This window comes from Paenibacillus sp. FSL R7-0340 (genome assembly GCF_038002205.1).
Lineage (GTDB): Bacteria > Bacillota > Bacilli > Paenibacillales > Paenibacillaceae > Paenibacillus > Paenibacillus polymyxa_B.
The window spans coordinates 1,086,242-1,111,040 of sequence record NZ_JBBOBY010000001.1; the positions used below are offsets into that span (position 1 = coordinate 1,086,242).

Annotated in this window: 23 protein-coding genes and 1 pseudogene; 15 read left to right on the forward strand and 9 right to left on the reverse strand. The window is 44.9% G+C overall.

Translation table 11 applies throughout. The features are described 5' to 3' along the window. Positions 1 to 230: 230 nt before the first annotated feature. Positions 231 to 1,202 (reverse strand): ring-cleaving dioxygenase, encoded by a 972-nt coding sequence (locus MKX59_RS04725; protein WP_068938270.1) that lies wholly within the window; start codon positions 1,200 to 1,202, stop codon positions 231 to 233. Positions 1,203 to 1,452: 250 nt separating this feature from the next. On the opposite strand from MKX59_RS04725, the gene MKX59_RS04730 reads away from it, so the two are divergent. Next, positions 1,453 to 1,983: a GNAT family N-acetyltransferase gene (locus tag MKX59_RS04730; protein WP_023990365.1), complete on the forward strand. Its 531-nt coding sequence runs from the start codon at positions 1,453 to 1,455 to the stop codon at positions 1,981 to 1,983. Between the two features lie 231 nt (positions 1,984 to 2,214). On the opposite strand, the gene MKX59_RS04735 is transcribed toward MKX59_RS04730, so the two are convergent. Then, positions 2,215 to 3,735 (reverse strand): MFS transporter, encoded by a 1,521-nt coding sequence (locus MKX59_RS04735; RefSeq protein WP_028541798.1) that lies wholly within the window; start codon positions 3,733 to 3,735, stop codon positions 2,215 to 2,217. Further along, entirely contained in the window at positions 3,732 to 3,929 is a 198-nt protein-coding gene (locus tag MKX59_RS04740; RefSeq protein WP_023990363.1) for a hypothetical protein, read from the reverse strand. The genes MKX59_RS04735 and MKX59_RS04740 overlap by 4 nt, the downstream gene beginning before the upstream one ends. Positions 3,930 to 4,101: 172 nt before the next feature. Between MKX59_RS04740 and MKX59_RS04745 the strand changes: the two genes are divergently transcribed. Continuing rightward, entirely contained in the window at positions 4,102 to 4,569 is a 468-nt protein-coding gene (locus MKX59_RS04745; protein ID WP_023990362.1) for an Lrp/AsnC family transcriptional regulator, read from the forward strand. Between the two features lie 290 nt (positions 4,570 to 4,859). Then, a pseudogene (locus MKX59_RS04750) lies at positions 4,860 to 5,175 on the forward strand (transposase); the annotation flags it as partial. Positions 5,176 to 5,364: 189 nt separating this feature from the next. On the opposite strand, the gene MKX59_RS04755 reads toward MKX59_RS04750, so the two are convergent. The 4 genes from MKX59_RS04755 to MKX59_RS04770 all read right to left on the reverse strand — a co-directional run bounded on the left by MKX59_RS04755 (position 5,365) and on the right by MKX59_RS04770 (position 10,282). Further along, positions 5,365 to 7,908: an ABC transporter permease gene (locus MKX59_RS04755; RefSeq protein WP_076264977.1), complete on the reverse strand. Its 2,544-nt coding sequence runs from the start codon at positions 7,906 to 7,908 to the stop codon at positions 5,365 to 5,367. Then, a complete protein-coding gene (locus tag MKX59_RS04760; protein WP_076264978.1) occupies positions 7,905 to 8,582 on the reverse strand; it encodes an ABC transporter ATP-binding protein in 678 nt (225 codons plus the stop codon). The genes MKX59_RS04755 and MKX59_RS04760 overlap by 4 nt, the downstream gene beginning before the upstream one ends. 108 nt (positions 8,583 to 8,690) lie before the next feature. After that, positions 8,691 to 9,608 (reverse strand): sensor histidine kinase, encoded by a 918-nt coding sequence (locus tag MKX59_RS04765; protein WP_068938310.1) that lies wholly within the window; start codon positions 9,606 to 9,608, stop codon positions 8,691 to 8,693. Next, on the reverse strand, positions 9,605 to 10,282 hold the full coding sequence (locus MKX59_RS04770) for a response regulator transcription factor (RefSeq protein WP_023990358.1): 678 nt from the start codon (positions 10,280 to 10,282) through the stop codon (positions 9,605 to 9,607). Before MKX59_RS04770 ends, MKX59_RS04765 begins: the two co-directional genes overlap by 4 nt. A gap of 328 nt (positions 10,283 to 10,610) precedes the next feature. Here MKX59_RS04770 and MKX59_RS04775 point away from each other — a divergent pair, with 328 nt between their 5' ends. The 7 genes from MKX59_RS04775 to MKX59_RS04805 all read left to right on the forward strand — a co-directional run bounded on the left by MKX59_RS04775 (position 10,611) and on the right by MKX59_RS04805 (position 16,693). Continuing rightward, complete coding sequence (locus tag MKX59_RS04775) at positions 10,611 to 11,564, forward strand: ABC transporter permease (protein WP_023990357.1); 954 nt, start codon at positions 10,611 to 10,613, stop codon at positions 11,562 to 11,564. Continuing rightward, positions 11,554 to 12,504, forward strand: a complete 951-nt coding sequence (locus MKX59_RS04780; RefSeq protein WP_069080667.1) for an iron chelate uptake ABC transporter family permease subunit — start codon at positions 11,554 to 11,556, stop codon at positions 12,502 to 12,504. Before MKX59_RS04775 ends, MKX59_RS04780 begins: the two co-directional genes overlap by 11 nt. Then, positions 12,498 to 13,256: an iron ABC transporter ATP-binding protein gene (locus tag MKX59_RS04785; RefSeq protein WP_340857711.1), complete on the forward strand. Its 759-nt coding sequence runs from the start codon at positions 12,498 to 12,500 to the stop codon at positions 13,254 to 13,256. Before MKX59_RS04780 ends, MKX59_RS04785 begins: the two co-directional genes overlap by 7 nt. A 12-nt stretch (positions 13,257 to 13,268) precedes the next feature. Then, the gene (locus tag MKX59_RS04790) at positions 13,269 to 14,249 is read left to right on the forward strand and encodes a siderophore ABC transporter substrate-binding protein (protein ID WP_071558227.1); all 981 of its coding nucleotides are present in this window, start codon (positions 13,269 to 13,271) and stop codon (positions 14,247 to 14,249) included. A 33-nt stretch (positions 14,250 to 14,282) separates the two neighbouring features. Beyond that, positions 14,283 to 15,026 carry an alpha/beta hydrolase gene (locus MKX59_RS04795; RefSeq protein WP_071558228.1) on the forward strand — a complete coding sequence of 248 codons (744 nt, stop codon included), beginning with the start codon at positions 14,283 to 14,285 and terminating at the stop codon, positions 15,024 to 15,026. A 280-nt stretch (positions 15,027 to 15,306) separates the two neighbouring features. Further along, on the forward strand, positions 15,307 to 16,218 hold the full coding sequence (locus MKX59_RS04800) for an aldo/keto reductase (RefSeq protein ID WP_071558229.1): 912 nt from the start codon (positions 15,307 to 15,309) through the stop codon (positions 16,216 to 16,218). A gap of 148 nt (positions 16,219 to 16,366) precedes the next feature. Then, positions 16,367 to 16,693 (forward strand): thioredoxin family protein, encoded by a 327-nt coding sequence (locus MKX59_RS04805; RefSeq protein ID WP_013312008.1) that lies wholly within the window; start codon positions 16,367 to 16,369, stop codon positions 16,691 to 16,693. Between the two features lie 129 nt (positions 16,694 to 16,822). On the opposite strand, the gene bacA is transcribed toward MKX59_RS04805, so the two are convergent. Beyond that, a complete protein-coding gene (gene bacA, locus MKX59_RS04810) occupies positions 16,823 to 17,620 on the reverse strand; it encodes an undecaprenyl-diphosphate phosphatase (protein ID WP_013312007.1) in 798 nt (265 codons plus the stop codon). Positions 17,621 to 17,745: 125 nt separating this feature from the next. After that, entirely contained in the window at positions 17,746 to 19,116 is a 1,371-nt protein-coding gene (locus MKX59_RS04815) for a hemolysin family protein (protein ID WP_028541809.1), read from the reverse strand. A gap of 224 nt (positions 19,117 to 19,340) precedes the next feature. Here MKX59_RS04815 and MKX59_RS04820 point away from each other — a divergent pair, with 224 nt between their 5' ends. The 5 genes from MKX59_RS04820 to MKX59_RS04840 all read left to right on the forward strand — a co-directional run bounded on the left by MKX59_RS04820 (position 19,341) and on the right by MKX59_RS04840 (position 24,684). Further along, positions 19,341 to 20,141 (forward strand): DUF1836 domain-containing protein, encoded by an 801-nt coding sequence (locus MKX59_RS04820; RefSeq protein ID WP_071558230.1) that lies wholly within the window; start codon positions 19,341 to 19,343, stop codon positions 20,139 to 20,141. Positions 20,142 to 20,345: 204 nt separating this feature from the next. Beyond that, a complete protein-coding gene (locus tag MKX59_RS04825) occupies positions 20,346 to 21,287 on the forward strand; it encodes a glycosyltransferase family 2 protein (protein ID WP_028541811.1) in 942 nt (313 codons plus the stop codon). A gap of 41 nt (positions 21,288 to 21,328) precedes the next feature. Further along, complete coding sequence (locus tag MKX59_RS04830) at positions 21,329 to 22,282, forward strand: glycosyltransferase family 2 protein (RefSeq protein ID WP_053326118.1); 954 nt, start codon at positions 21,329 to 21,331, stop codon at positions 22,280 to 22,282. A 73-nt stretch (positions 22,283 to 22,355) separates the two neighbouring features. Next, on the forward strand, positions 22,356 to 23,735 hold the full coding sequence (locus MKX59_RS04835; RefSeq protein WP_071558231.1) for a lipopolysaccharide biosynthesis protein: 1,380 nt from the start codon (positions 22,356 to 22,358) through the stop codon (positions 23,733 to 23,735). Continuing rightward, positions 23,710 to 24,684, forward strand: coding sequence for a polysaccharide pyruvyl transferase family protein (locus tag MKX59_RS04840; RefSeq protein WP_023990345.1), 975 nt, complete (start codon positions 23,710 to 23,712; stop codon positions 24,682 to 24,684). Before MKX59_RS04835 ends, MKX59_RS04840 begins: the two co-directional genes overlap by 26 nt. Positions 24,685 to 24,799 lie beyond the last annotated feature (115 nt).

Genomic DNA, 24,799 nt, shown 5'->3' on the forward strand with positions numbered 1-24,799 from the left:
TTCAGGCCTTCATCGGTCTGAAGCTTTCTTTGTTTCATTTATCGGCTCATTTTGAAATTTGAGGCCAGATAGTCCAGGAGATCCGGGAGATGGTAGAATGTGTTCGATCTGCTCTGTCATTCTGGTCGTTCTATGCACAATAAACGGTCACAATTCATGAGATAAATAACATGAAATAAAAATATTTATGGGGCGAATTGACCATACCTGATCGTATCTTTAAACTTCAATTATTGTTTGGTGTTAAGCGGTTTGAGATTGGCTTCAATAGAGGCACGGCGCGATTCCAAAAATGGCGGTAACGCCAGCGATTCACCCAGAAACTCCAGTTCTTCATCCGTATCAAAGCCGGGCCCATCGGTTGCCAATTCAAACAGAATGCCGTTCGGCTCACGGAAATACAATGAACGGAAGTAAAAGCGATCTACAAAGCCTGAGTTGGAAATTTGCAGCTGCCCAATACGGTCTACCCACTGTTTGAGCTCTTCCTCAGTTTCAACACGGAAGGCTACGTGATGCACACTGCCACGTCCTGGTCGTTCTTGTGGCAGATCGTTACGCTCTTCCAGATGCACTTCAGTTCCTGTACCGCCTTCACCCGTTTCATAGATGACCACATCCGGTTGTCCGGCAACGGGGGAAGGGTAAGAGCCTTTTTTGCGGAAGCCCATAACCTGTTCAAGAATGAGAATGGTATTCTCCGCTTTAGGAATGGTCAGATGAACCGGCCCAAGTCCTACAATGCCGTACTCGGCAGGGACAGGGCTTTTCTCCCAAGGCGTGCCGCCGCGCATTCCGTTATCATGTTCATCTGAAACGAGGAAGAAGCGTTGTCCTTCAAAATCCTCAAACGAAAGCGCCAAGCGTCCTGCTTGATCCGTAATTTCACCATGCTTTACATCCAGCTGCTCGAAGCGGTTTTTCCAGTAATCCAGTGCCTTGTCATTCGGTACCCGTAGGGAGAGCGCTGAAATGCTGTTATTCCCTGTACGAGTTTGTCCAGCATGTGGAATTTCAAAGAATGTGACTTCCGTACCCGCAGTTCCACGCTCATCTCCGTAAAAAAGGTGATACACACTAACATCGTCCTGGTTCACCGTTTTCTTGATCAACCGAAGTCCCAATACCTGAGTATAAAAATCAACATTTTTAGCCGCCGCCGCTGTAATCGCCGAAACGTGATGCAATCCTAATAGTTTCATGTCATTATCCTCCTTGGTTTTTATATGATTAGGTTTTTCTAAACAAAATAAACAGTCGAAAAACTTTTCTTTATATTTATTATCTTGATATTAAGATATATTATTTTTGATTGTTTGTCAACTTAAATTACGATCTTGCTTGGAAGACGGACAAAACTAGAAATTCGAAATAATGCAAAAGCAGATACAATAAAGCTCAATATAACCCAAAGTAGATAGAATGAATTTTATTATTAAAGGAGTGTACTCGATGTATACGGATAAGGATTTAACGATTAGGCCTGTTAGAGAAGAAGACCTACATGCCCTTTGGAAGCTAACTTACAAGGAAGAAGCACCGGAATGGAAGCAGTGGGATGCACCCTACTATGAACATAAGCCACTTTCTTTTGATGATTATTTAAAAGAGAAGGAAAAACGAATTGGACAAGATGACTTTTGGATCATTGAAGTGGAAGGCAAGGTCATTGGATCAGTGAGCTATTATTGGGAGCATCAGCCTTCACAATGGCTTGAAATGGGGATAGGTATCTTTGATTCACAGTATTGGAGCGGTGGGTATGGTACGAGGGCGCTTCGACTATGGATCACACATTTGTTTAATACATTACCTCTAGTGAGAGTAGGTTTTACAACATGGTCAGGAAACCATCGGATGATGAAGGTGGGGGAGAAGCTAGGCATGACCCTCGAAGCCAGGCTTCGCAAGTGCAGATATTATAATGGAGAGTATTATGATTCGATCCGAATGGGGCTTTTACGGGAAGAGTGGGAACTGTAGTTGTTCATACAAAGTACCTTTCTAAGCATAAAAAGATGACCTCTGAATTGATCAAGGCCACTGAAAAACTGTTGATTTCCGAAAATACAAAGATTTTAGGGGTACAAATATGTCTCCCTGAACGCGAAACGAGCCTTAGAAGCGATTCTAGAGGCTCGTTTTTCTTTGGATATTCTCTTACTCTCAACAATGGGGGACTTTTTCAGTACCTCGATATCCCCGGGATTGTCTTTATGCTCTCTTAGGTCCAAAAATCATAAAACTGATCGCGGCTAGAACCCAGACACCAATACCGCCATAGAGCATTATCAAGCCAAAGCCGTGCATAAGCGCCGCATGGACGACGGCTCCAGACGCATCCAGGGAGGAGAGTTCTGGCAAACTCTGCCTGAGAGATACAGTATTTCCGGCGGCTACTTTTTCGGCTACAGACCGCAATTGCACTGCACTGAGAGTCCCGGAAAGGGCACTCTTCAAATAAGACAAAATACCTGCCTGCAAGATGAATCCCATCACAGCGATATTGATGGCTAGACTGATCAATCTAGCACTCATATCTATACCGGAAGCCATGCCTGCACGGGCACTTGGAACAGAGCCAGTGGTCGTGTTGGTCACAGGCGTGTTCGTTAAGCCAAGCCCAATACCAGCCAACAAGGAGCCAGGGAGCATGGTCAACCAACTGGCGTGATCGCTGCCGCTGCCATATTTCATCAAAATGAAGCCCATACCGAGGATGAACAAACCTGATGGAATGACTATGCGCGGCTGGTAGCGGAGCGAAAAACGCTCTGCCAGAGGTGGAATTACCAAGGTGGGCAGCGCATAAGCCAAGAGAGACAGCCCGGCGGCTACGATGCCGTAACCCAGGCCACTCTGGAAATAGATCGGCAGATAGATCATGAACGGCCAGAAACTGAAGTTCATGCCGATGGAGCCAAGGAGAGCGCCAGAGAAATTACGTATCTTGAATACGGAAAAGTCAAACATCGGATGGGCGCTGAGCTTTTCCGCAAATAGAAAAATAATGAAACTTATTGCTACTGCAACAAGGATGCTGATGGATGCTCTGCTGGTAAAGCCGAGTTCCGGCCCTTGCGTGATAAAGTATGCAAGGCCAAAAACTGTCAATGAAAGCGTGACGATGCCGATAATGTCCAGCTTTTTCACCTGCGGATCTCTGGACTCCTCTATGCCACCAAAAACAAGAATCAAAGTGAGGATGGTCAACGGAACGTGGACCAGGAAAACCCAATGCCAGTTCAACACGGCCACGATTATGCCGCCGATGATAGGTCCAAAACCGAGGCCGATACCGAACACGATCCCCCATATGCCAAAGGCTTTGCTGCGTTCTTGTCCTTCCTGAAACCGATGTGAAAGAATTGCTATCTGGCAAATCTGCATCGCACCAGCACCCACCCCTTGAAGAAACCGACTGATGATCAGAACCGATGTGCTTTGCGCCAAGCCACAAATCAAGGATGTAATACCGAACAAGACGAGGCTGATAATAAAAATACGCCTCCTTCCATACCGGTCAGCCAGCGTTCCAACAGCCATCAGAACTGTGGCACATGCAATGGTATAAGCGTTCATAATCCATTGCATATCCTTAAGATCGCCATGCAATACTTTCTCCAGAGTTGGCAGTATCACTGGCACACTGGAAATTTCGAGGCCGAACATCAATGCGGACAAACATATAGCAGCCAATGCAATTATATTTTTGCGGGAGAGGGAGAGGCTCACTGAGAGGTCCCCCCAGACTTTTGTTCACGGTCTGGACATCCGGCAGCGCAACTATAATATTGCGCCTCATTAAGCGTAACTCGTATACCAGCACCAACCAGCCTTTTTTCGACAATTGTACGATCAATAGCCTCTTCAATATGTACTTCTAAATCTGCTACTGTTCCTACCTTATTAAAAACGTATTTGCTCAAGGGCAGCCATCCTCTCTATCTTTTCATGTTTGGTTCACCTTATCGATATGAGTTTTATTATATAATCTAAATCATTCATTTTACATAACGCAATCAATCCATTATTATGATTATACAAAGTAATTAAATGAATTTCTCATAAAAACGTTAAATTTAAAGGAGGGAATTCAAAGTGGATCATGTAGACAAACAAATCCTCTTTTATCTTCAAAGTCAGGCGAGAATTTCAATGACAGAGCTAGGGAAATGCGTGGGTTTATCCCAACCTGCTGTAACAGAACGAGTTAAAAGAATGGAAGAAAAAGGGATTATTAAGGGGTATCGCACTATCATCTCTCCTGAAAAAATAGGAAAGGATACGGCAGCCTATATATTGTTTCGGACTAGAGATTGCCATGCATTTCTTGATTTTGTTCATACATCTCCACATGTTGCCGAGTGCCATCGTATAAGCGGAGAACACAGTTATTTATTAAAAGTAGTGACCAGCTCGACGCGCACCCTCGAAGAGTTTAGCAACCAGTGCGATAAGTATGGAACCTACACGAGCCTGCTTGTCATGTCGTCACCGATCGATCATAGACTTCTCATTCATTCTCTGGAAGAAGCAAGTGGAGCTGCTCATTCAGAAAAAGATTAAGGATGAAAAAAAGACAACCCCGGATATCCCGAGGCCACTGAAAAAGTCCTAAACTCTAAAGCGAGACAGTTCCTCCATAACAGAGGTTACTGTCTCGCTTTTTCGGTATAATTAAAATATCCAAATAAAGGCGGGTGGTTCCGGTGCTTCCGAAACAGCAAAGCATGGTCCTAAGTCCATATATTGAACTATACAATCTGTTGATTCCCAAAGACCATCTGTTACGGAAGAATGGACGAATTGGTGGACTTTAGCTTTATTTATGAGGAACTGAACGAAACCTATTGTCACGACAAGACGAGTTCGAGTTTAACAAAGATGCGGGAATGTACGTATGCAAAGCTGGACATCTGGCGATCCGCAGAGCGCGTGAAGGCAAAAAAGTATAAAAAGCCATGAGCATTTGAAGAAGTTACGTTTCAAGAAAGCGAAAGCTTTAAAGCCAAGGCCAAAGAACGATACAAAATTGAGGCGAAGAATAGTGAACTGAAGCACAGACACGGGTACGATGTAGCGTCCTCCTCGGGTCTGATAGGTATGGAAATCCAGGGGGCTATGGCGATATTCACTGTCAATTTAAAACGAATATTGAAACTGATGGAGTAAGCAAGGGCCACATGAGGCGGAGAGCAAGAGAAAAGACGACGGTTCATTCTGTGAATTCAGAATAAACCGTCGTCTTTTTGATTCGTGTTCTTGTTTTTTTCACGAAAGGCTGGTTTTTCGGTGGCCTCGAATTGATCAGGAGTCATCTTTTTATTATTCACACTGGTATTATGGACTTTCTCGGTAAATCTACTCTGATTCTCGAAGCCGCTCCACAATACTTTGTTTGTCGTTCATAGAATAGACCGCTACTGGAATAAGTATCCCAAGCAATAACAGTAAAGGCAATAAGGCTAGAAGTGGCCAGATTATAAAGTGATAGCTCAAAAGCCATAGCAAGTTGCAAAAAGGTTTCACAATCAAAATAGAAAATAGTACTGCCAATAGAGTAGAGGTTAGGCTAGTAGCCCAAACATAATATAACCCTTCATAAATCAGCATTCCCCGCAGTTGTTTTTTAGTCATGCCTATGCTCTGCAGCATAGCAAATTCATTGCGTCGGGTCAGTATGCTGGTTAAAATCGCATTTATAAAATTTAAAATACCAATTAGGCCAATAATCAAACTAAGCAGGCCGCCGATCATTATAATAGTAGTTTGCATACCTGATAAAGCGTCCCTTGATGTGATTTTGGATTCGTAGTTCATCATCGGTTCGATGGTTTCAGTGTAGCGCTTCAAAAAGTTCTGCATGGACGCTTCCTGAGATGAGGATACATTAAAGGCATAACTCATTACAACGGGCTGTTTTACAAGTGACTTGTATATATCCGCAGGGAGGTAGAAGTTATAGCCAGTATAAAGGCGATTCGAATTGGTAGATTTGATACCCACATGGCCAAGCACTGTAAAATTATGCGTTATATACTCTCTATCCAGTGGAGCATCTGCTGTTCCCACATAACTATGCAGAGTAACGTTTTCTCCCACTTTATGATGAATGCTTTCCATGTAAGGCTTGTCGTTGTCGTTCAGTTCGACTCCCTCCAGGATATACTTACCAGAAGCCAGTTTCTTAAGATCAAGCTCACCATCAATCAATTGCAGCCGATGTAGTGGTAAATCTTCCAGTCCATACACTTCTACAAGGAAGTTGCCGCGAGCGTCAGTGTTTTGGGTATCATCTATGATTCCTTTTGTATTCTCAGCAGTGAGAGCTGTTAGATCACCGTACAATCGGCCGCCTTCTTCAAAGCCCGGTTGTGCCTGTACAGCCTTAATAAAACTTTCAGTGGTCTCATTTTCATGGCCGCTGAAACTACTGGGAACCTGGAAATATTCAGCATGAGCAATGAGAAAATCGGTATCATTAAATTTGGATAAAAATTTATCCATATCAAAGCTCTGAGATAGTGTGAATACTGTATTCAGAAGAACCAAACTTAAAGAAAGACTCATAACCACTAAAACGGTGCGTTTTTTATTGCGTCCCAAATTGGAACGAGCCATGAGGTTGATTTTTGCACCTCCGGTTGATTTTTTCAGCTTACCATTGCTCTTATTTACTCCACCTGTATATCTGACTGCTTCTACCGGCGATACGGATGACGCAACTCTGCCGGGTTTGAAAGTGCTAATCATTACAGTAATGAGAGCGAACAGAGCAGATCCGACAAAAATCCATGGGTTAGGGGATACCGATATCTCGGTACCGTTAAACACACTCATATTTATGATAAAAGGCACGAGCGATTTACCAATAAAAAAACCTGCTATCAATCCGATCGGGATTCCAAGCGCTGATAGAATCAGCGCTTGTCTGCGAATAATCCGGCGGATCTGTTTGCCGCTTGTACCGATTGTCTTTATGAGACCGTAAAAACGGATATCTCGCATTACCGATATTTGGAAAATATTATATATGATCAAATAACCGGTAAACATGATCAGTAACAGGGCAGAAGTTAACGCTATGATTGTCTCTGTATCCAAACTAAAATTGGTCGAGATGTATGACCAATTTACATTATTCGCGATATAGTTCGGTGCCTCTTCGTCAAGCGAATACCCGCTTTCGGTAATCACTTTACTGAGCTTTCCCTGCAAATCAAGGCTGTTGTCGAACATCATATATGCACTAATGGTTCCTGTATAGAAGTGATCCTTTTTATAGTTGCTTTGTAATTCCTGAGCATGAGCATCGACATAGGCTTTAGAAGCGAATATTTGTCCTACGTTAACCACAGGATCGCTTTTCCACCAGCCGGATAGGATAAAATTACGCTGTACTTCTTTACCTCGTATGTCAAGCTTTAGCCTCAAAGGTGCTCCAACCTCCAGTGGAACACCCAATAGCTGCAACGTCTTGGAGTCTGCGATTACTTCATTTTCCACCGCAGGCTTACGCCCCTCTTTAAGCTCAATAAAACCAAGCTTCATCCCTACATCGTCGTAATACCAGAACTCCGTATGGCGTTTTAGAAATTTATCGTTCATAACTCGATCGCTTAATATACGGTTATAAGCTATTTCCTTGATCAATGGATGATTCTTGACATGATTAAATTCGTCATCCGTTATATACTTAAGTACGGCATGTCCATCTCCACCGACCTGTCGCATGGTCGCCCGTTGTAAGTTTTCCACAGCGCCAATCCCCATAGTGAACAGTGTTGTAAATAGCAATGAGGTTAGTGCTATGGCAACAATGGCAATAATGTTACGGGTTTTGTTCACTTTGAAACTTTTATCTGCCAGCTTGCGGATTACTTTTTTGTTCTTTACCTTGATCATTTGGCATCACCGCCGACAATTTTACCGTCCTCAATACGGATGATCCGGTCTGCCATTTGCGCAATTTCCTCGTTGTGGGTAATCATCACTATCGTTTGGCGGAACTGCTGGCTGGATACTTTGATCAATCCCATCACATCCAGACTCGTTTTACTGTCCAGATTTCCGGTGGGTTCATCTGCCAAGATAATGGCGGGCTTGGCTGCCAGTGCTCTGGCAATAGCTACACGTTGCTGTTGTCCACCGGAAAGATTGTTTGGCAGGTTATTCATTTTGTGGTCAAGGCCCAAGGTATGTACAATTTTATCTATGTGGGTTTTGTCTGGCTCTTTACCGTCCAGTTCAATAGGAAGCACAATATTTTCGTAGACATTCAAGACAGGTACCAAGTTGTAATTTTGAAACACAAAGCCAATCTTTCGTCTGCGAAAAATAGTCAATTCTTCGTCTTTTAATGTAGAAATATCTTTGCCGTCAATCGTAACGTTTCCACTTGTTGGACGATCAAGTCCACCCAGCATATGGAGAAGGGTAGATTTGCCGCTCCCGGACGTACCGACAATAGCGACAAATTCTCCGCTTTCCACCTCCAGATTCACACCATCTAAGGCATAAACAGCAGTATCCCCATTACCATAATGCTTTTTTAGTGCCTGAGTTTTTAATAGAGCCATATACGTTCTCCTCCACAAAAAAATGTCTGGATCGTAGTCATCTACAGTACAGACATTAACACACTAATCTTTCTACAATCTTTCTGAAATCTAACGGTATTGAAAGAATTAAGTATCCATAGAAAGGAAAATAGAAAAGGTGGAGCCACTGCCGTAGCGTGACCGTACCTTGATGTAACCACCCTCCGCAGCGATGATTTCTCTAGCTAAAAACAGTCCAATACCGACACCTTCCTGCGTGTTTACAGTAGGGGAGCGATAGAAGCGGGTAAAGATATTCCCTTGTTCATCTTCTGCAATCCCTATGCCGTTGTCGGTAATATCAATTCGGCAAAACAAATCGTATGCCATTACTTTTATATTCATGCTTCCGCCTGTCTCTGTATATTTTATGGCGTTATCCATAATGTTATAGACAGCTTCACTCGTCCACTTTAGGTCAAAATAAGCATGGGTAACTGTGTCCTCCATAACAACTGAAATCCCTTTGGCGTCTGCTTTTGGCATCATTTGCTCCAGTGCAGCATCAAGGAGCTTTTGAACAGATTCTCGCCTTGGCGATACCGTGATAATCCCCGTTTCAAGCCGCGATGTTTTCAACAATGCCTGGATAAGAAAGTTAAGCTTTTCGGCCTGTGCAGATAGAGCTTTCACACAAGTGGAGGTATCCTGCGATAGTTCGTATTCGCTAAGTAGTTGGGAATAAAGCAGGATGTTAGCCAATGGTGTTTTCGTTTGGTGTGAAATATCGGAAATCAGCTCATTTATTTTATTCTTTTCGGCAAGCAGATTTTTGGAGGACACGGAACAAATGGAAAGAAACTTCGCAAATTTAGCTTCTATTGCAGAGAGAACGGATTCATCAAAGACATCCTCCGAGAAGCTGCCATTTATCGCGGCATCCAGCATGTTCTCAATGGTTTTCATTGTTTTATGGATGCTCCTGCGATAAAGCATAATAGCACACACAGCGGTGCATACAGCAACAACGGCAATTCCAATACATATATAGAGGAGTGTTGTCATTTCAACGCCCATGTGTAGCCCAGCCCATAAACCGTCTTAATGTATAGAGGAGAAGAGGGGGAATCCTCTAATTTATCCCGTAGCCTTTTTACTGTAACAGACAATGCGTTTTCACCTACATACTCAGCTCCATCAGTCCAGATGCTATCTATCAAATGATCGCGCGAAACGGTGTTGCCTCGATTATCGACTAGGATACGCAACAATTTTTGCTCAGTTTTACTTAGTTCAATAGGTGTACCATTCTTAATAAATTCCATTCTCTCGAATGAAAAAGAAAAATTGTCTAGCTGAATGGAGTCTGCAAGCGAGTATCTGGATTTCTTTAGCTGAACGCCAACTCTTGCTCTCAGTACCATAAGACTGAAAGGCTTGGTTATATAATCGTCAGCACCCAGCTCAAAACCAGTGACGACATCTGTTTCCATATCATTCGCAGTCAGAACGATGACTGGTAAAGTTGTTCTTTTTCGTATATGGGTTAACAGATCGAGTCCACTTCCATCCGGCAAATTTACATCAAGAATCACTAGGTCAAAGGCGGTAACGTTCAATTGTTCTTTTGCAGTAGCTATGTCATACATTTGCGTAAATACGTTGTTAGGTTCTTTAAGGGCAAGAACAATACCGTTACTCAAGGCGATATCGTCCTCGATGATTAATATGTGATTCATCATTGTCCTCCTATTTTTTTACTAACCAAAGTTAATGAACTCGGTTTCCAGAACTGCTCACCATAAACATAAAAAAGGGCTCCCAAACTCTCTATTTCCAGTTTACCGGATTTTACTCTTATTTGCTCCTTGGGTTGTCCAGGTGGGGTGTCGAGAAAGTTCTCTGCAGCTTTTTTGTCCAGCTTTAAAACCTCATCACATTGACAGATACGGTATGACTGATATAATTTATGCTAGTTGATTTTGATAATCATTATCATTATTGGAGGGGAGGACAGGGCCGAAGCTTGGTACAGGTTGTTGGAGAACAGGCTCCCTTGGTTAGAACATGAAATTGCGTTATTTAATACTGGCTTTTCTGGTACTGGCCTTCGCCTCGGTTTTTATCGGTGTTCATGATGTAACTCCACTTGATGTGTTCCACTTAACCAACGATCAGGCGCAGGTACTCCTGATTAGCAGATTCCCACGATTGATCAGTATCATTATCGCAGGGGCGAGTATGAGTATCTGTGGGCTCATTATGCAGCAGCTTACCCGGAACCGATTTGTATCTCCCACCACTGCAGGGACGATGGATGCGGCACGATTGGGTGTGCTGATGGCTATTATGGTGTTTGGAGCAGCAGGATTTTGGACGAAGATGCTGACGGCTTTCGGATTTGCTCTAGGGGGAACACTGATTTTCATGAAAATACTGGATAAAATCCGTTTCAAGGACCCGGTATTTATCCCGCTTGTCGGTTTGATGTTTGGAGGCATTTTAAATTCGGTAACGACCTTTTTTGCTTACAAATACAATCTGATCCAGGGCATTTCTTCGTGGATGCAGGGAGACTTTTCTCTAATCATGAGTGGTCGCTACGAGATGCTATATCTTAGTATTCCTTTGGTTGCGTTGGCGTACATATATGCGAATCGTTTTACAATTGCAGGCATGGGTGAGGATTTTGCGGCCAACTTGGGTGTACATTACAAGCGCACCGTCAATGTCGGTTTGGTGATCGTGGCTTTGGTTTCCTCTGTTGTCATCTTAACGGTCGGAACGATTCCCTTTTTGGGGCTGGTTGTACCCAATCTGGTCAGCATGTATATGGGGGATAATCTGAAAAAAAGCCTGGCCCATACAGCGATCTTGGGCGCCGTCTTTGTGCTGTTTTGCGATATTTTGGGACGGGTGATCATTTATCCGTATGAAATTTCTGTAGGGCTTACGGTTGGTGTGATCGGGAGCGCGTTGTTTTTGTATTTGCTGCTGAGGAGAAGGGCTTATGAATCCTAAATTAAAAATCGGAATATTAGCCGCTGCCGCGCTTGTGTTGATTGCTGCTTTCGTGTTTATAGATCTTCCGCATACCTGGCATTACGCGCTGCCACGACGATTGAAAAAGATCGCAGCCTTCATTCTGACAGGTGGCTCCATTGCTTTTGCAACAGTTATTTTCCAGACGGTAACGAATAATAAGATTTTGACTCCGGGTATTATCGGTCTGGATTCACTGTATATGCTGATTCAGACGACGATTATTTTTGCATTTGGTTCCGTACCCTTCATTTCGACCAGCAAAGAATTGAACTTTTTGATATCGGTGGGGCTGATGGTGCTGTTCGCAGGACTGCTATACAAATTAATTTTCCGCAAAGATGGACGCGGGATTTATGTACTTTTGCTGATCGGTCTGGTGTTCGGCACACTATTCAACAGTCTGTCTACCTTTATGGAGGTACTGATTGATCCGAATGAATTTGCGAAAATCCAGGACAAGAGCTTTGCCAGCTTCAGTAATGTAAACACTGAGCTGCTGTGGCTTTCTGTATTCATTCTTGTGCTCGTATTTGCTTATGCGTGGAGATTCATCAAGTATCTGGACGTGCTGTCGCTCGGACGAGAGCATGCGATTAATTTAGGTCTCCCTTATGGTTTTATTATCAAAAGGCTGCTAATTATCGTAGCGATTCTTATCTCCATATCCACGGCACTGGTCGGGCCGATTACGTTTCTCGGATTAATTGTGGCCAATGTGACTTATCAGGTGATGAAAACCTATCAGCATCGTTATATTATTCCGGCCTCTATCTGTGTCAGCGTCATTGCGTTGGCAGGATGCCAACTGCTGGCAGAAAGAGTATTCGACTTATCGACAACGGTCAGCGTCATTATTAACTTTATCGGGGGGGTGTACTTCCTGTACCTTTTGCTGCGGGAGAATAAATCATGGTAGAAGTCAAAAACGTATCCAAACGCTACGGGAATAAAAATGTGGTGGATCAGGTATCCGTCACTGTACCTAAAGGTACGATTACCTCCTTTATTGGACCTAACGGCGCTGGAAAAAGCACCTTGTTGTCGATGATTAGTCGCCTGACTGACAGTGATGAGGGAGAAATCCTCATTGACGAGCAGGCCGTGAGTCTGACGAAAAGTGAGGAGCTAGCCCGGAAGATATCTATTTTAAAACAGACGAACGATGTCAATATCCGCTTAACCGTGAAGGAGCTGGTTAGCTTCGGCCGTTTTCCGTATTCCAAGGGCAGATTGAACAGCGAGGATCGCAAAATGGTGGAGCAGTCTATGGCTTACATGGAACTGGAGGATATGAAAGATAAGCATATTGATTTGCTTAGTGGGGGACAGCGACAGCGGGCTTTTATTGCCATGATTTTGGCTCAGGACACAGAATACATCCTGCTGGATGAGCCGCTGAACAATCTGGATATGAAGCATTCGGTTCAGATTATGAAGACGTTGCGCGGTTTGGTGGATGATCTCGGCAAAACGATTCTGATCGTGTTGCACGACATTAATTTTGCATCCTGTTATTCAGACTATATTGTAGGGATGAAGGATGGCAGGTTGCTAAAACAAGGAACGGCTGACGAGATGATTGATAGTCAGGTATTAAAGGATTTGTACGATATGGATATTCCGATTCAACAGATCGGTGACCATAAAATTTGCGTTTATTTCACTTAGGGGGAATGTTAAATGAAGAAAAATATGATGTTTTTAACGCTAATGCTTGCATTGGTACTGATTGTGTCGGCCTGTGGCAAAGCAGCTCCGGCAACACCGGAAGCGACTGGAAACGGCTCCTCTGTTGCAACAACGGAATCCAAAACTATCTCGGTCAAACACGCACTGGATGAAAACCCGGTCCAAGTCAAAGTTAATCCCAAAAATGTCGTTGTCTTTGATTTTGGTTCATTGGATACGCTGGATAAGCTGGGTGTTGACGTTGCGGCAGTAGCGCAGCAGGATCTTCCTACGTATTTGAGCAAATATAAAGATTCCAAATATGCAAGCGCGGGCACGCTGTTTGAACCGGATTACGAGAAAATCAGTGATTTGTCTCCTGAACTCATCATCATCGGCGGCAGACAAGCTGATGCATATAAAGAGTTGAGCAAAATTGCACCGACCATTTCGATGGCTGTAGACACCAAGGATTATATCAATTCCTTTAAGAAAAACGTTGAAACACTAGGTCAAATCTTCAACAAAGAAGATGCTGCCAAGCAGGAACTGGCTGCGATTGATAGCTCCATCAAGACCGTACATGACAAGGCTGTAGCGAGCAAAGCTAAAGGACTGATCGTGCTGACGAATGAAGGAAGCCTGAGCGCATATGGCTCACAATCCCGTTTCGGTATCATTCATGATGCTTTTGGCGTAACCCCTGTAGATCCTGACATTAAAGTATCGACGCATGGACAAAAGGTTTCTTTTGAATATGTACAGCAAAAAAATCCGGATTATATTTTTGTCGTTGACCGTGGGGCTGTGGTGGTCGAAGAAGGCAAGGAACAGGTTACAGGCAAACAAACCATGGAAAATGAACTGGTGAAGAAAACCAATGCATCTAAAAACGGTCATATTGTATACCTTGATCCTAACTACTGGTACCTGTCAGGTAATGGTCTGGAATCCGTATCTGAAATGATCAAGGAAATGGATGCTGCACTGTAATGAATACATTCACATCATGGGGGACTGTGTAGGATGAAAGGTCATGTAGATGAAATTCCATTAGATGGGTACCTTGTGCACGTCTATACACCTCCCGTCTCCGTGAGTCATAATGAGCTGTATCCTGTGCTGTATGTGCAGGATGGCAGCTCTTTATTTCTAAGCGGGTTGGATGAGCTGGAAAGAGGTTTTTCTACGGGAGAGTTGCCCCGTGTCGTGCTGGTAGGTATTCAGCCCGTAAATCGGCTGGATGATTATACGCCTTGGAAGGCAGCTGCTTTAGTAGAAGGAAGACCTGCTTTTAGCGGTGGCGGAGATGCCTATCTGGCGTTTGTGGTTACAAAAGTAATGCCGTACGTCGAGGGGAGATATCCGATACAAACCGGACCGGAGCATACGGGCATCATCGGCGCCTCATTGGGCGGATTAATTTCCATGTATGCCGTCTTCAAGTATAAGGACGTATTCGGACGTGTCGGTTCCATCTCAGGCTCGTATTGGTATCCGGGTATGATTGGTTATATGAAATCTGCATCTTGTGTAACTGTGAGGGATGGTGCACATCGCTTTTATATATCTGTCGGGACCCGTGAAGGTGAAGGGAAGACGAATGTACAAAAAGATATGGTTCCGCTGACCCTCCAGGCACACGAGGTGCTGCGGACACAGGGACTGGATGCAAAAGATGTGCTCCTTGAGTTGGATCAGGATGCGGTGCATCGTGTGGATTGTTTTCAGCGTCAATTTCCTAAGGCCGTCCGATGGCTGTTCGGATAGCATGAATGGAATACGAATTTCATACAACAACCTCAAAGGATTGGAGAGCGTGGAGTCTCTATGCCTTTGGGGTTGTTTTTTTTGTATATTTTTTTTCGTATAATAGAATCAATTTCATAATACCTTGAGTAGCTTTAATAAAGAGTACATATAGATCAAAATGGTTTAATTTGTCTATATGAGGTTTACATTTCGTTAGTTTAATCATTTATGAAATTGATTCAATAGAGAAATATTAAAAATTTAAAATTATACGTTATTGGAAGTGAGGGGAGCATAAATGAAAAAAAACCGCCTGGGATCTTCAGATTTGCTGGTAGGTGAGATTGGCTTGGGATGTATGTCGGTCGGTACGGATGAGCAGCAAGGTGTTTACTTGATTCATGAAGCGCTAGACAGGGGCGTAAACCTGTTGGATACAGCCGATTTGTACCAGCACGGGCGCAATGAAGAAATTGTGGGGACAGCAATCCGTGGACGTCGGCAGGAGGTCATCCTGGCGACCAAGGTCGGCAACCGGCGTATACCAGGACAGGAGGGCTGGGGATGGGATCCGTCCAAGGAATATATTCTGTCTGCTGTTAAAGAGAGCCTACGCCGTCTTGGAACGGACTACATCGACCTGTATCAGCTGCACGGAGGGACAATTGACGATCCGATAGACGAAACGATAGAGGCCTTTGAGCAACTACAGCGGGAGGGCGTCATCCGTTATTATGGTATTTCCTCAATTCGCCCTCATGTCATCCGTGAATATGTCAAACGCTCGAATATCGTTAGTGTTATGAATCAGTATAGTTTGCTGGATCGGCGTGCAGAGGAAGAGGTACTGTCTTTGCTTCAGGAACGGGGAATTAGCGTGATTGCACGTGGGCCAGTGGCCAGTGGTGTATTGGCTGACCAAGGGGAAGGGAAGATAGCCAAGGGATATCTGGACTACAATGAAGCAGAGCTGCTGGACGTGCGTAAGCAATTAAAGGCATTTGCAGGTGCGGACCGGAGTATGGGTCAGACAGCGATCCGTTATAGCCTGTCTCATCCGACTGTCGCTGCTGTTATTCCGGGTGCAAGCTCTTTGGGACAATTGGAGCATAATATTTCTGCTGCGGATATTGCACCGCTAACCAGGCAAGAGCGGCAGACGCTACAGCAAATCAGCCGAGCCAATCGGTATGATGCGCAATACCGCTAATCCGAGCAAGTATAGGACAAGTGTCAAACATGTACCCGTCCCAGTTGCAATTTATAAAAGAATCATTACAATATAGGAATAAGCCTCGGTTTATAATTCATATGTGAATATGGAGACGTTATAAATACACTCTAGGAGGGACCAACGAATGGAACGCATCGAATCTCAGCAGCAATATCAGGATTTAATTAATGGTGACGGTCTGACTGTCGTGAAATTTGATACAACCTGGTGTCCGGATTGCAAGACACTGGATAAATTTATGGACGGCATTATTGAGGAAAACGCAGATAAGCGTTTCTTTGCGCTTGATGCGGAGAAATTCCAGCCGATTGCAGAAGAAAATCAAGTGCGCGGCATTCCGAGTCTGCTCGTGTTCCGTAATGGCGAAAAAATTGCTCATTTGCACAGCAAATACGCTAAAACGCCAGCTCAAATCTCGGAATATTTGACTACGCTGGAATCCAAACAATAATCAGAACGCATGATAGGGATAGTTCCAGACTATCTTTCCTTTCAGCAAAATAGTAAAAGGGATATCCAAGGCTGATCATTCAGATCCTATGGATATCCCTTTTACTATTTATTGGTACCAAACGATGGCTTATAAAATAATGAAAAAGAACACAGCCGCCAGCACGAAGCGGTAAATGGCGAACGTAGTCAGGCTCAAGCGTTTGAGCAGACCGAGGAATGTTTTGATCGCCAGCATCCCGACGATAAAGGCAGTAATAAAGCCGGCCGCGAACACTGGGAAATCACTCATAGACAGATGATCCATACTTTTGATCATATCAATACCCGATGCACCCAGCATGACCGGAACAGATACGAGGAATGTAAATTCCGCGGCTGCCGTATGGCTTACACGTGCGAATAGGCCCCCAGACATGGTTGAGCCTGAACGGGAGAATCCTGGCCATAGGGCTAGGACTTGGAACAAACCGATCGTAAAAGCTTGTTTGTACGTGATCTCATCCAGCGTATGTGATCTAATAGGCGGATGAAATTTTTCAGCCGCGATCATGAGCAGGCCCCCGATCACCAAACTGTATAAAACCGTTTCAGGACCAAACAGGTATTGCTTAATTACATCACGGAACAGTACGCCAATCAAGCCTGCAGGGATCATGGCTAAAATAATATGTAACAGGTTTAGACGTGGCTGACTCGAGATTTTGCGTCTGAAATCAAACAGGCTCAGGAATCTGCGCCAGTATAATACGACGACTGCCAGCACAGCACCTAATTGTACGATAACCTCAAACGTTTTGACCGTATCATTCTCTGTGTTTAATCCTAGAAGATCAGCCGTGAGGATCATGTGACCCGTCGAAGAGACCGGCAAAAACTCTGTCAGTCCTTCAATAATTCCCATAATAATAGAAGATAAAATATCCACTTTACTAGCTCCTCCTTACACGCGTGCAGGGCAAACGACCTAAGTCGTTTGCCCTGGGAATATGTCATTTCAGTAGGAGTGAACACAAGTGTCAAGTGCAAAGATAAACGCTCAGGTCACACGGTTCACTCCCGGGAAGAAGTGTCCGATTCTGCTTCCAATTCAGATGCGGGGGATGTGTGGTGTAAAATAATCTCCACCCGACGAATACGATTTTTACCCATTTCACGAATGATAAATTTCACATTCTCTTCTATGAATTCCTTGCCCTGTCTAGGTTCCGGAACCCGGCTATACACCCACCCTCCGACAGTATCCACGTCTTCATCGTCCAATGTCAAGCCCGTCAGATCACTCAGATCGGAAAGCATCACTTTACCATCCATCAAATAACTGTTCTCCGTCAGTTTCTCGATTTCCTTCCGTTCATCCTTATCAAATTCGTCCCGAATTTCGCCAACAATCTCCTCCAAAATGTCCTCAATGGTAATGAGGCCGGAGGTTCCACCGTATTCATCGACCAGGAGAGCGATATGAACCTGCTCCTTCTGCATACGTTTCAGCAGTGTGTTGACGGGGATAACTTCCGGAACGGTCAAGATCGGTTGAATCAGACTGTCGAAAACAAGCTCTGGATTGCGATCATACTCAAGGAATAGCTGTTTGGTATTAATCATACCAATGATCTGATCCTTGCTGTCTGTCGCCACCGGAAAACGGGTATACTGCTCTTCGTGAATAGTCAGCATGTTTTCTTGTAGCGAGCGATTCGTAAACAAGCATACCATATCTGTACGTGGTACCATAATTTCTTTGGCAACGGTCTCGTCAAAAGCAAAGATACGATTTACGTAGCCATATTCGGTGTTATTGATCTTACCACTTTCCACGCTTTCGGACAAAATGATCTGAATTTCTTCCTGAGAGTGCGCTTCTTCATGCTCACTAGCCGGTTGAAGACCAAACAGACGAACCAGACGATTGGCCGAGCCGTTAAGGAGCCAAATAAACGGATACATAATCCGATTAAACCACACGATGACTGGGGAGGTTAACAGACTGACAGCTTCCGCTTTGCGGATCGCCAATGTTTTGGGAGCCAGTTCGCCGATCACCACGTGCAGGTAAGTTACAATGACGAATGAAATAATAAAGGCCAGGATATGTGAAAAATCCCCATTGATGTTGAGCTGTTGAAAGAGAGGCTCCAGCAATTTGACTACGGTCGGTTCACCGAGCCAGCCGAGTCCCAACGCTGTAATCGTAATACCAAGCTGACAGGCGGACAGGTAGCCGTCCAGATTATTGACGACTTTTTGTAGCGCCAGTGCGTTTTTACGGTTCTCCACGACCAGCTGATCGACCCGGCTGGAACGGATTTTAATAATCGCAAACTCGGTAGCCACGAAAAAAGCACTAAATAAAATCAACACCGCAAACAAAAATAGACTGACACCTATACCCATATAATTTTCACTCATCCCTTTTTCGTTCAATTTTTTAAGGAACTCCATTTTAAGTTCACTTGAACTTATTTTAAGAACTTAAAAGGAAATATACAAGGTTCATATGGAATCATAGCAGGTCACCTACCTCCAATTTACACGGAAAATAAGGCATAATAGAACCCGCACGGCTCATTGCTTCACTTTACAAGCCTAGTTTGAGGGCGTATGATGAGTTCAAATGAACTTGAAATGTAATAAAGGGAGGAAAGCAGATGGAGTCTTTTACCCTTACTCGTCGTGATATGGCCCATTTGCTGCTGGCCATGGAAGGTCGCCGCGAATTGCAGCCTTTGGCCGTTCTACAGGACGCCTGGAGGCGCACTCATAGCCATCTCGTCCGTTCCGGGAGCACGATGCCGACATTTTTATACACCGACGTGACACCTGTGCTAGATAAAATCATCAAGGGTAAGCACAGCGCAGCCTTTTCGCTGCAGGAGATCGTTTCCCTGGGTCAACTGGTCGAATACAGTCATGTCTCACTGGCATCTATGCAAAATTGGGTCAAACGCGACTTCAAGGAATTTCTCGGCGCTCCGAAGATCGGCAAAAAATACTCGGTCAACCAGGCAGCTATATTGCTCATTGTGGAAGATTTAAAATCATGTCTTGATTTTGAATCCATTCGTCAGCTATTTCATATCCTCTTCCAACAACCCGAAGATGATACGGACGATCTGATTCAGCCGGTCGATTTGTACGCCGCCTATTCAACTTTGTTTGAGGAGCTGGATGCGAACGGAGACCAACTGCTCGATGTTGCTGGAGCAGGCTATGCAAAGGACAACGGAAATTCCGTTACAGGACAGCAGCGCCAGGAAGCTGCGACAGAGGAGCTGCTGGTTCAGGCGGCCGATCAATACACCAGCCGTTTACAGCATTTGACCCCTAACCAGTGTGAAGCAGTGCGTAATACTTTGCTGGTGGCAGCGGTAGCGGTGCAAAATAGTTATTTTTTGTCCATGGCACGTCGGTATGTGAATGCGACGTTGTTTCTGGACTTCCAGGGGTAAATCAGGATTGGCACTAGAAGCCAATCCTATTTTTTTGCTCTTTTTAGAGGATTGTCTACCCTTTTGGAGACTGAAAAAGTATACAAAAGAGGTATATACACTAAAACGCTGTCAAAGATACAATAAACATATATAATCCAGCAATTGGAAAAACTTAGAATATCTCTTCCAAAGCATCTGGATACACACACAGGAGGTAATGGCATGTCCGATGTCTCCATCATCATTTGTACCCGCAACCGGATCGAAGACCTGACACGCTGTATACAATCTATTGCAGTACAGCAGCAATTGGAGCATACGGCTGTAGAACTGCTGATTGTTGATGACGGCGATATTTCCGACCAACAGATCGAGCAGTACCGTCACATGGTATCCGGATTGCCTCAAAGCGTTTTGAAATATTATAAAAAAAGTCGTCCCGGCGTTTGGTTGTCCCGCTATGAGGCCTTGTCTCTTGTGCGGTATGATATTGTGCTGTATTTTGACGATGATGCAGAACTGGACGATAAACTCTATATCCGGCGCTTGCTCGATACCTATGATCAGGATGAAACGATTGTGGGTGTTGGAGGGATTGCAAAGGGATTACATTCGAGCCGGGCAGGAAAGCTGCTGGGCGTTTTGACATTTCAGATGTCTTCATCCCTCGGCAAGCTCTCGCCTAGTAGTCTGGCAGGTTCTTTGCTGCGTTGGGGCGAAGCGACTGAGGTTTTCGATACAGAATTTTTCCATGGCTGCAATATGTCATTTCGGAGGGATGCGCTTCGGGACATGAAGCCGTATCCGTGGATGACCAGTTATGCCGTTGCTGACGATTTGTACATGTGCCAGTTGGCGAGCCGTTACGGCAAATTGGTTATCAATCCTGACTTAACCATCATTCATCATGAATCTCCAAGCTCGCGCGATAAGGCGGGCAAAGTAGCCAAGGCTACAGCGATTAACCACTATTATTTTCTTGCCTTGAAAAAGGCTGGAGTGATTCAGTATGGAGCCCTTTTATGGACCTTATCCTACTTGATGCTCAAAGAAATGCTGCGCCGCAATTTTAATGCCGCAGATGGATACAAGCAGGGGGTGTTGTTCATTCTGAACCCGCGCAAGCAAAAATATAACGAATATTTAGGCCCGGCGGTTCAGTAAACTGTTTTTTTAACACACTGACAGGATAAAGGGGGAGTATGATGTTAAGCTTGTCCATTGCTCTGTGCACCCGAAATCGGGTTGATGATCTGACCCGATGCATTAATTCAATTGCCATTGGGGGAGCACCGGAGGCATGTGAAACCGAGCTATGGATTATTGACGACGGAGAACTGCCGAAGCATGTGCTGGAACGTTATGAGCGTCAGTTGGGCAGAGCGGGAATTACCTACCGATATCATCGCAAGGAGCAGCCGGGATTATGGTTATCTCGTGTAAAGACAGCTGAACTTGCGCAGGGTGACATCATTTTGTTCCTTGACGATGACGTTGAGCTGCCGAGCAACTATTTGAATGAGTTGATGCGTACCTATGAGGCTTACCCGCAGGCCGCTGGTGTTGGCGGTATTGCACAGGGAATGAGTAACAGCTTCATGGGAACGATTCGATGCTTGCTGTCATTCCAGCAGTCTTTGTCCAAAGGGAGGTTGTCCCTCAGCGGTCAGTCCGGCTCGATGTATAACTGGCATAAGGCCAAGAAGACGTTTAGAACCCAGTTTTTCCATGGCTGTAATATGTCATTTCGCCGTGAGGCGATTCGTAGTCTGGAGCCGGTACCTTGGTTGCAAAGCTATAGCGTAGGCGAGGATTTATTACTTTCACGCATCGCAATGAAAAGTGGTCCGTTATACATTAATCCGGCGCTTACGCTGCTTCATCACGAATCGCCGTCCTCGCGCGACAATATGGAGCAGGTTACTTATATGCGGGTGATGAATCATATTCATTTGCTGCGTGACGAGGGATCTGGGCCGATTGGTTATGCAGCACTATACTGGACGACGTTGTATCAGATTTTGAGAGAAAAGCCCAAGAAAAATCATACTGCCATTCAAGGCTATAGAAGAGCGTTGAAAGCGATCTTTTCAAGTCCAAAGGAGCCTGTTGGCGGGGGACAGTTGCCTGAACGCAATTCCAAAAAAACGGTAGGCTGATGGAGGTGCGTCAAAAGACGCAATGTGAGCATAGAGACGAGAGGCTTAATAAGGAACAGGAGTTGGACGTAACATGAGCACATGGACAGCAGCAAGGAAAGTATTCACGGGTGACAGTCTCGCCAAAACGATCATGCGCACGAGCTTTAACAATTTTTTTGTGCTAATCGTCACGACCCTGACTTCCATCCTGACCGCACGTATGCTCGGAGTAGAGGGGAAAGGAGAACTGGCGGCAGTTCTGTTCTGGCCTACGCTGATCGGCAGTGTGTTGAGCTTCGGATTACCAACGTCGTTAATTTATAACATCAAGAAGAAAACAGGCACGACGGAAGAACTACTGACGTTGTCACTCTGGATTCAGTTGCCTGCCAGCTTGTTGGCGGGAGCGGTGGCCTGGATATGCATGCCGCTGTGGCTGAATGGTTATGGTGCGGACATCATCCAGCTGTCCCAGCTTTATTGTGCGGCAGCCATACCGCTGGCAGTGCTTACAGCGCTGACGACAGCATTGTCGCAAGGGCTGGATCGATTTAGCGTATATAACGGCCTGCTGTTTTACTACCCATTACTGAATTTCATCGGTCTGGTGACACTGTGGCTGATGGGCCTGCTCAATGTGCAGCTGGCAGGAGCAGTGAATTTTGCCGCGAGTTTCCTTGCGCTAGTATGGGCGTTCCTCCGTTTGCGCAAGTATATGAATTTGCGTGCTTTCCGTCCATTTACCAGCCGCCAAGTGCTTCGTCCTTATTATAGCTATGGAGCGAGGGTTTACGGGATGGAGCTGATGGGGACGCTGTCCACACAAACGGACAAAATCGTTATTGTGGCGCTGCTATCACCCAAAGCGTTCGGTCTGTACTCTGTCGTCTACGCCTTGTCTCGTGTGTTCAATGTGGTGCAAAATGCCGTCACTAACGTTACTTTTCCTAAGGTGACGGGGATGGAGCACTGCAAGATTGTCGAAACAGTAGGTCGTGCTTTTCGCATCTCTATGGCTGCGATGCTAATCGTCATTGTGCCTGCTCTCTTCATTGGACGATACATGCTGGGTTTGCTGTACGGCCCCGCTTTTCTGGAAGCATCGCTAACGTTCTACCTGCTGTCACTGGAATGTATCATTGGTGGCGGCTCATGGATTCTGGCTTCGGCCTTTAACGCGCTGGGACGTCCGGGACTGGTATTGTTCCGGCAAATTGTAGCCTATGCGATCACCGTCGGTCTATTTTTTATTTGTACACCGATCTTTGGTCTGGACGGCATTGCGATTGCTTTGCTTGTAGGCGCTTGTGTACGATTGGCGTTCTCACTGTTCTCATTCCCGATGTTTTTCAATGTTCCGCTATCACGGATCATTTTTGATAAAAGTGACATTACATTTGTCATTCAGACTATACAAAAGAAGCGCAGGAAGGGAGAACTGAAAGATGCCGAATTTGCATCCCATGGCTAAACTGAAAAATAAGCTGAGCGTCATTCTCGACGTAGTCCCCCAAGGTTCGAATATCATTTATGTCGATTATCCCGTCTATAATAACGGTGGGGATGTACTCATCATGAAAGGCACCGAAGCGTTCTTCAAGGATAATGGCATCCGTGTCCGTGCCCGTTATAGCGCTATGGATATTCCCGATCGGCTTCAAATTCCGGGTGACTGGATTATCGTGTGCCACGGCGGCGGCAACTTCGGCGATCTCTATTCAAATCACCAAAATTTGCGAGAACGCATCGTTCGCGATTTCCCTAACCACCGAATTGTAATTATGCCGCAGACGATCCACTTTCAATCTGAACAGAAGGCTAATGAAGTCGCTGCCTTGTTCAATGCTCATCCGGATCTACATATGTTTGTGCGGGATACACGCTCTTATCAGTGGGCTAAGGACAAGCTGAACCAGTGCAGTATCACACTATGCCCTGATATGGCGCACCAGCTCTGGCCATTGAAGCCGACTACGGAAACCGTGAAGGATGTATTGTATTTCCTGCGGACTGATATTGAAACGGTGGGTGGACAAAAGAAGTTCGATGACGAGGCAGATGCCGCTCACCGGCTGGACTGGGATACTTTGTTCACTCCGCTGGAAGTGAAGGGAATTGTCTATTTCCAGAAGTTTTATCGACTGGATAAGAAAATCGGTGGACCGTTGCCTACACGTACGTTCTGGTACAAGTACACAGACCATCTCATGAACAAAGCGGTTACGCTGTTCAGCTCTTACCGCGAGGTTCGCACTTCACGGCTGCACGGTCACATTCTGGCCTGTCTGCTTGATATGCCGCACGTTGTCATTGACAATTCCTACGGCAAGAACTCGCAATATTATAATACCTGGACACAGCCGAATCCAAAGGCGCAGCTGTTTAGTGAAGCTCCAAGTGCGTTGGAACAGCCATCTTAATAGTAAGAAAAGATACGTATGATTAATTTCAAAGGTATGATAACGGCAAAAAATCTCCTGACCACTTCATTGGTTAAGGAGGTTTTTCGTTTTGTGCTATATAGAGCATAAGTAT

Bases quoted from the DNA above. Each gene is read 5' to 3' on its own strand.
- MKX59_RS04755 (WP_076264977.1), bottom strand. From the start codon at position 7,908: ATGATCAAGGTAAAGAACAAAAAAGTAATCCGCAAGCTGGCAGATAAA.
- MKX59_RS04775 (WP_023990357.1), top strand. From the start codon at position 10,611: ATGAAATTGCGTTATTTAATACTGGCTTTTCTGGTACTGGCCTTCGCC.
- MKX59_RS04825 (WP_028541811.1), top strand. From the start codon at position 20,346: ATGTCCGATGTCTCCATCATCATTTGTACCCGCAACCGGATCGAAGAC.
- MKX59_RS04840 (WP_023990345.1), top strand. From the start codon at position 23,710: ATGCCGAATTTGCATCCCATGGCTAAACTGAAAAATAAGCTGAGCGTC.
- MKX59_RS04730 (WP_023990365.1), top strand. From the start codon at position 1,453: ATGTATACGGATAAGGATTTAACGATTAGGCCTGTTAGAGAAGAAGAC.
- MKX59_RS04785 (WP_340857711.1), top strand. From the start codon at position 12,498: ATGGTAGAAGTCAAAAACGTATCCAAACGCTACGGGAATAAAAATGTG.
- MKX59_RS04820 (WP_071558230.1), top strand. From the start codon at position 19,341: ATGGAGTCTTTTACCCTTACTCGTCGTGATATGGCCCATTTGCTGCTG.
- MKX59_RS04765 (WP_068938310.1), bottom strand. From the start codon at position 9,608: ATGACAACACTCCTCTATATATGTATTGGAATTGCCGTTGTTGCTGTA.
- MKX59_RS04835 (WP_071558231.1), top strand. From the start codon at position 22,356: ATGAGCACATGGACAGCAGCAAGGAAAGTATTCACGGGTGACAGTCTC.
- MKX59_RS04760 (WP_076264978.1), bottom strand. From the start codon at position 8,582: ATGGCTCTATTAAAAACTCAGGCACTAAAAAAGCATTATGGTAATGGG.
- MKX59_RS04725 (WP_068938270.1), bottom strand. From the start codon at position 1,202: ATGAAACTATTAGGATTGCATCACGTTTCGGCGATTACAGCGGCGGCG.
- MKX59_RS04800 (WP_071558229.1), top strand. From the start codon at position 15,307: ATGAAAAAAAACCGCCTGGGATCTTCAGATTTGCTGGTAGGTGAGATT.
- MKX59_RS04830 (WP_053326118.1), top strand. From the start codon at position 21,329: ATGTTAAGCTTGTCCATTGCTCTGTGCACCCGAAATCGGGTTGATGAT.
- MKX59_RS04790 (WP_071558227.1), top strand. From the start codon at position 13,269: ATGAAGAAAAATATGATGTTTTTAACGCTAATGCTTGCATTGGTACTG.
- MKX59_RS04795 (WP_071558228.1), top strand. From the start codon at position 14,283: ATGAAAGGTCATGTAGATGAAATTCCATTAGATGGGTACCTTGTGCAC.
- MKX59_RS04770 (WP_023990358.1), bottom strand. From the start codon at position 10,282: ATGAATCACATATTAATCATCGAGGACGATATCGCCTTGAGTAACGGT.
- MKX59_RS04805 (WP_013312008.1), top strand. From the start codon at position 16,367: ATGGAACGCATCGAATCTCAGCAGCAATATCAGGATTTAATTAATGGT.
- MKX59_RS04780 (WP_069080667.1), top strand. From the start codon at position 11,554: ATGAATCCTAAATTAAAAATCGGAATATTAGCCGCTGCCGCGCTTGTG.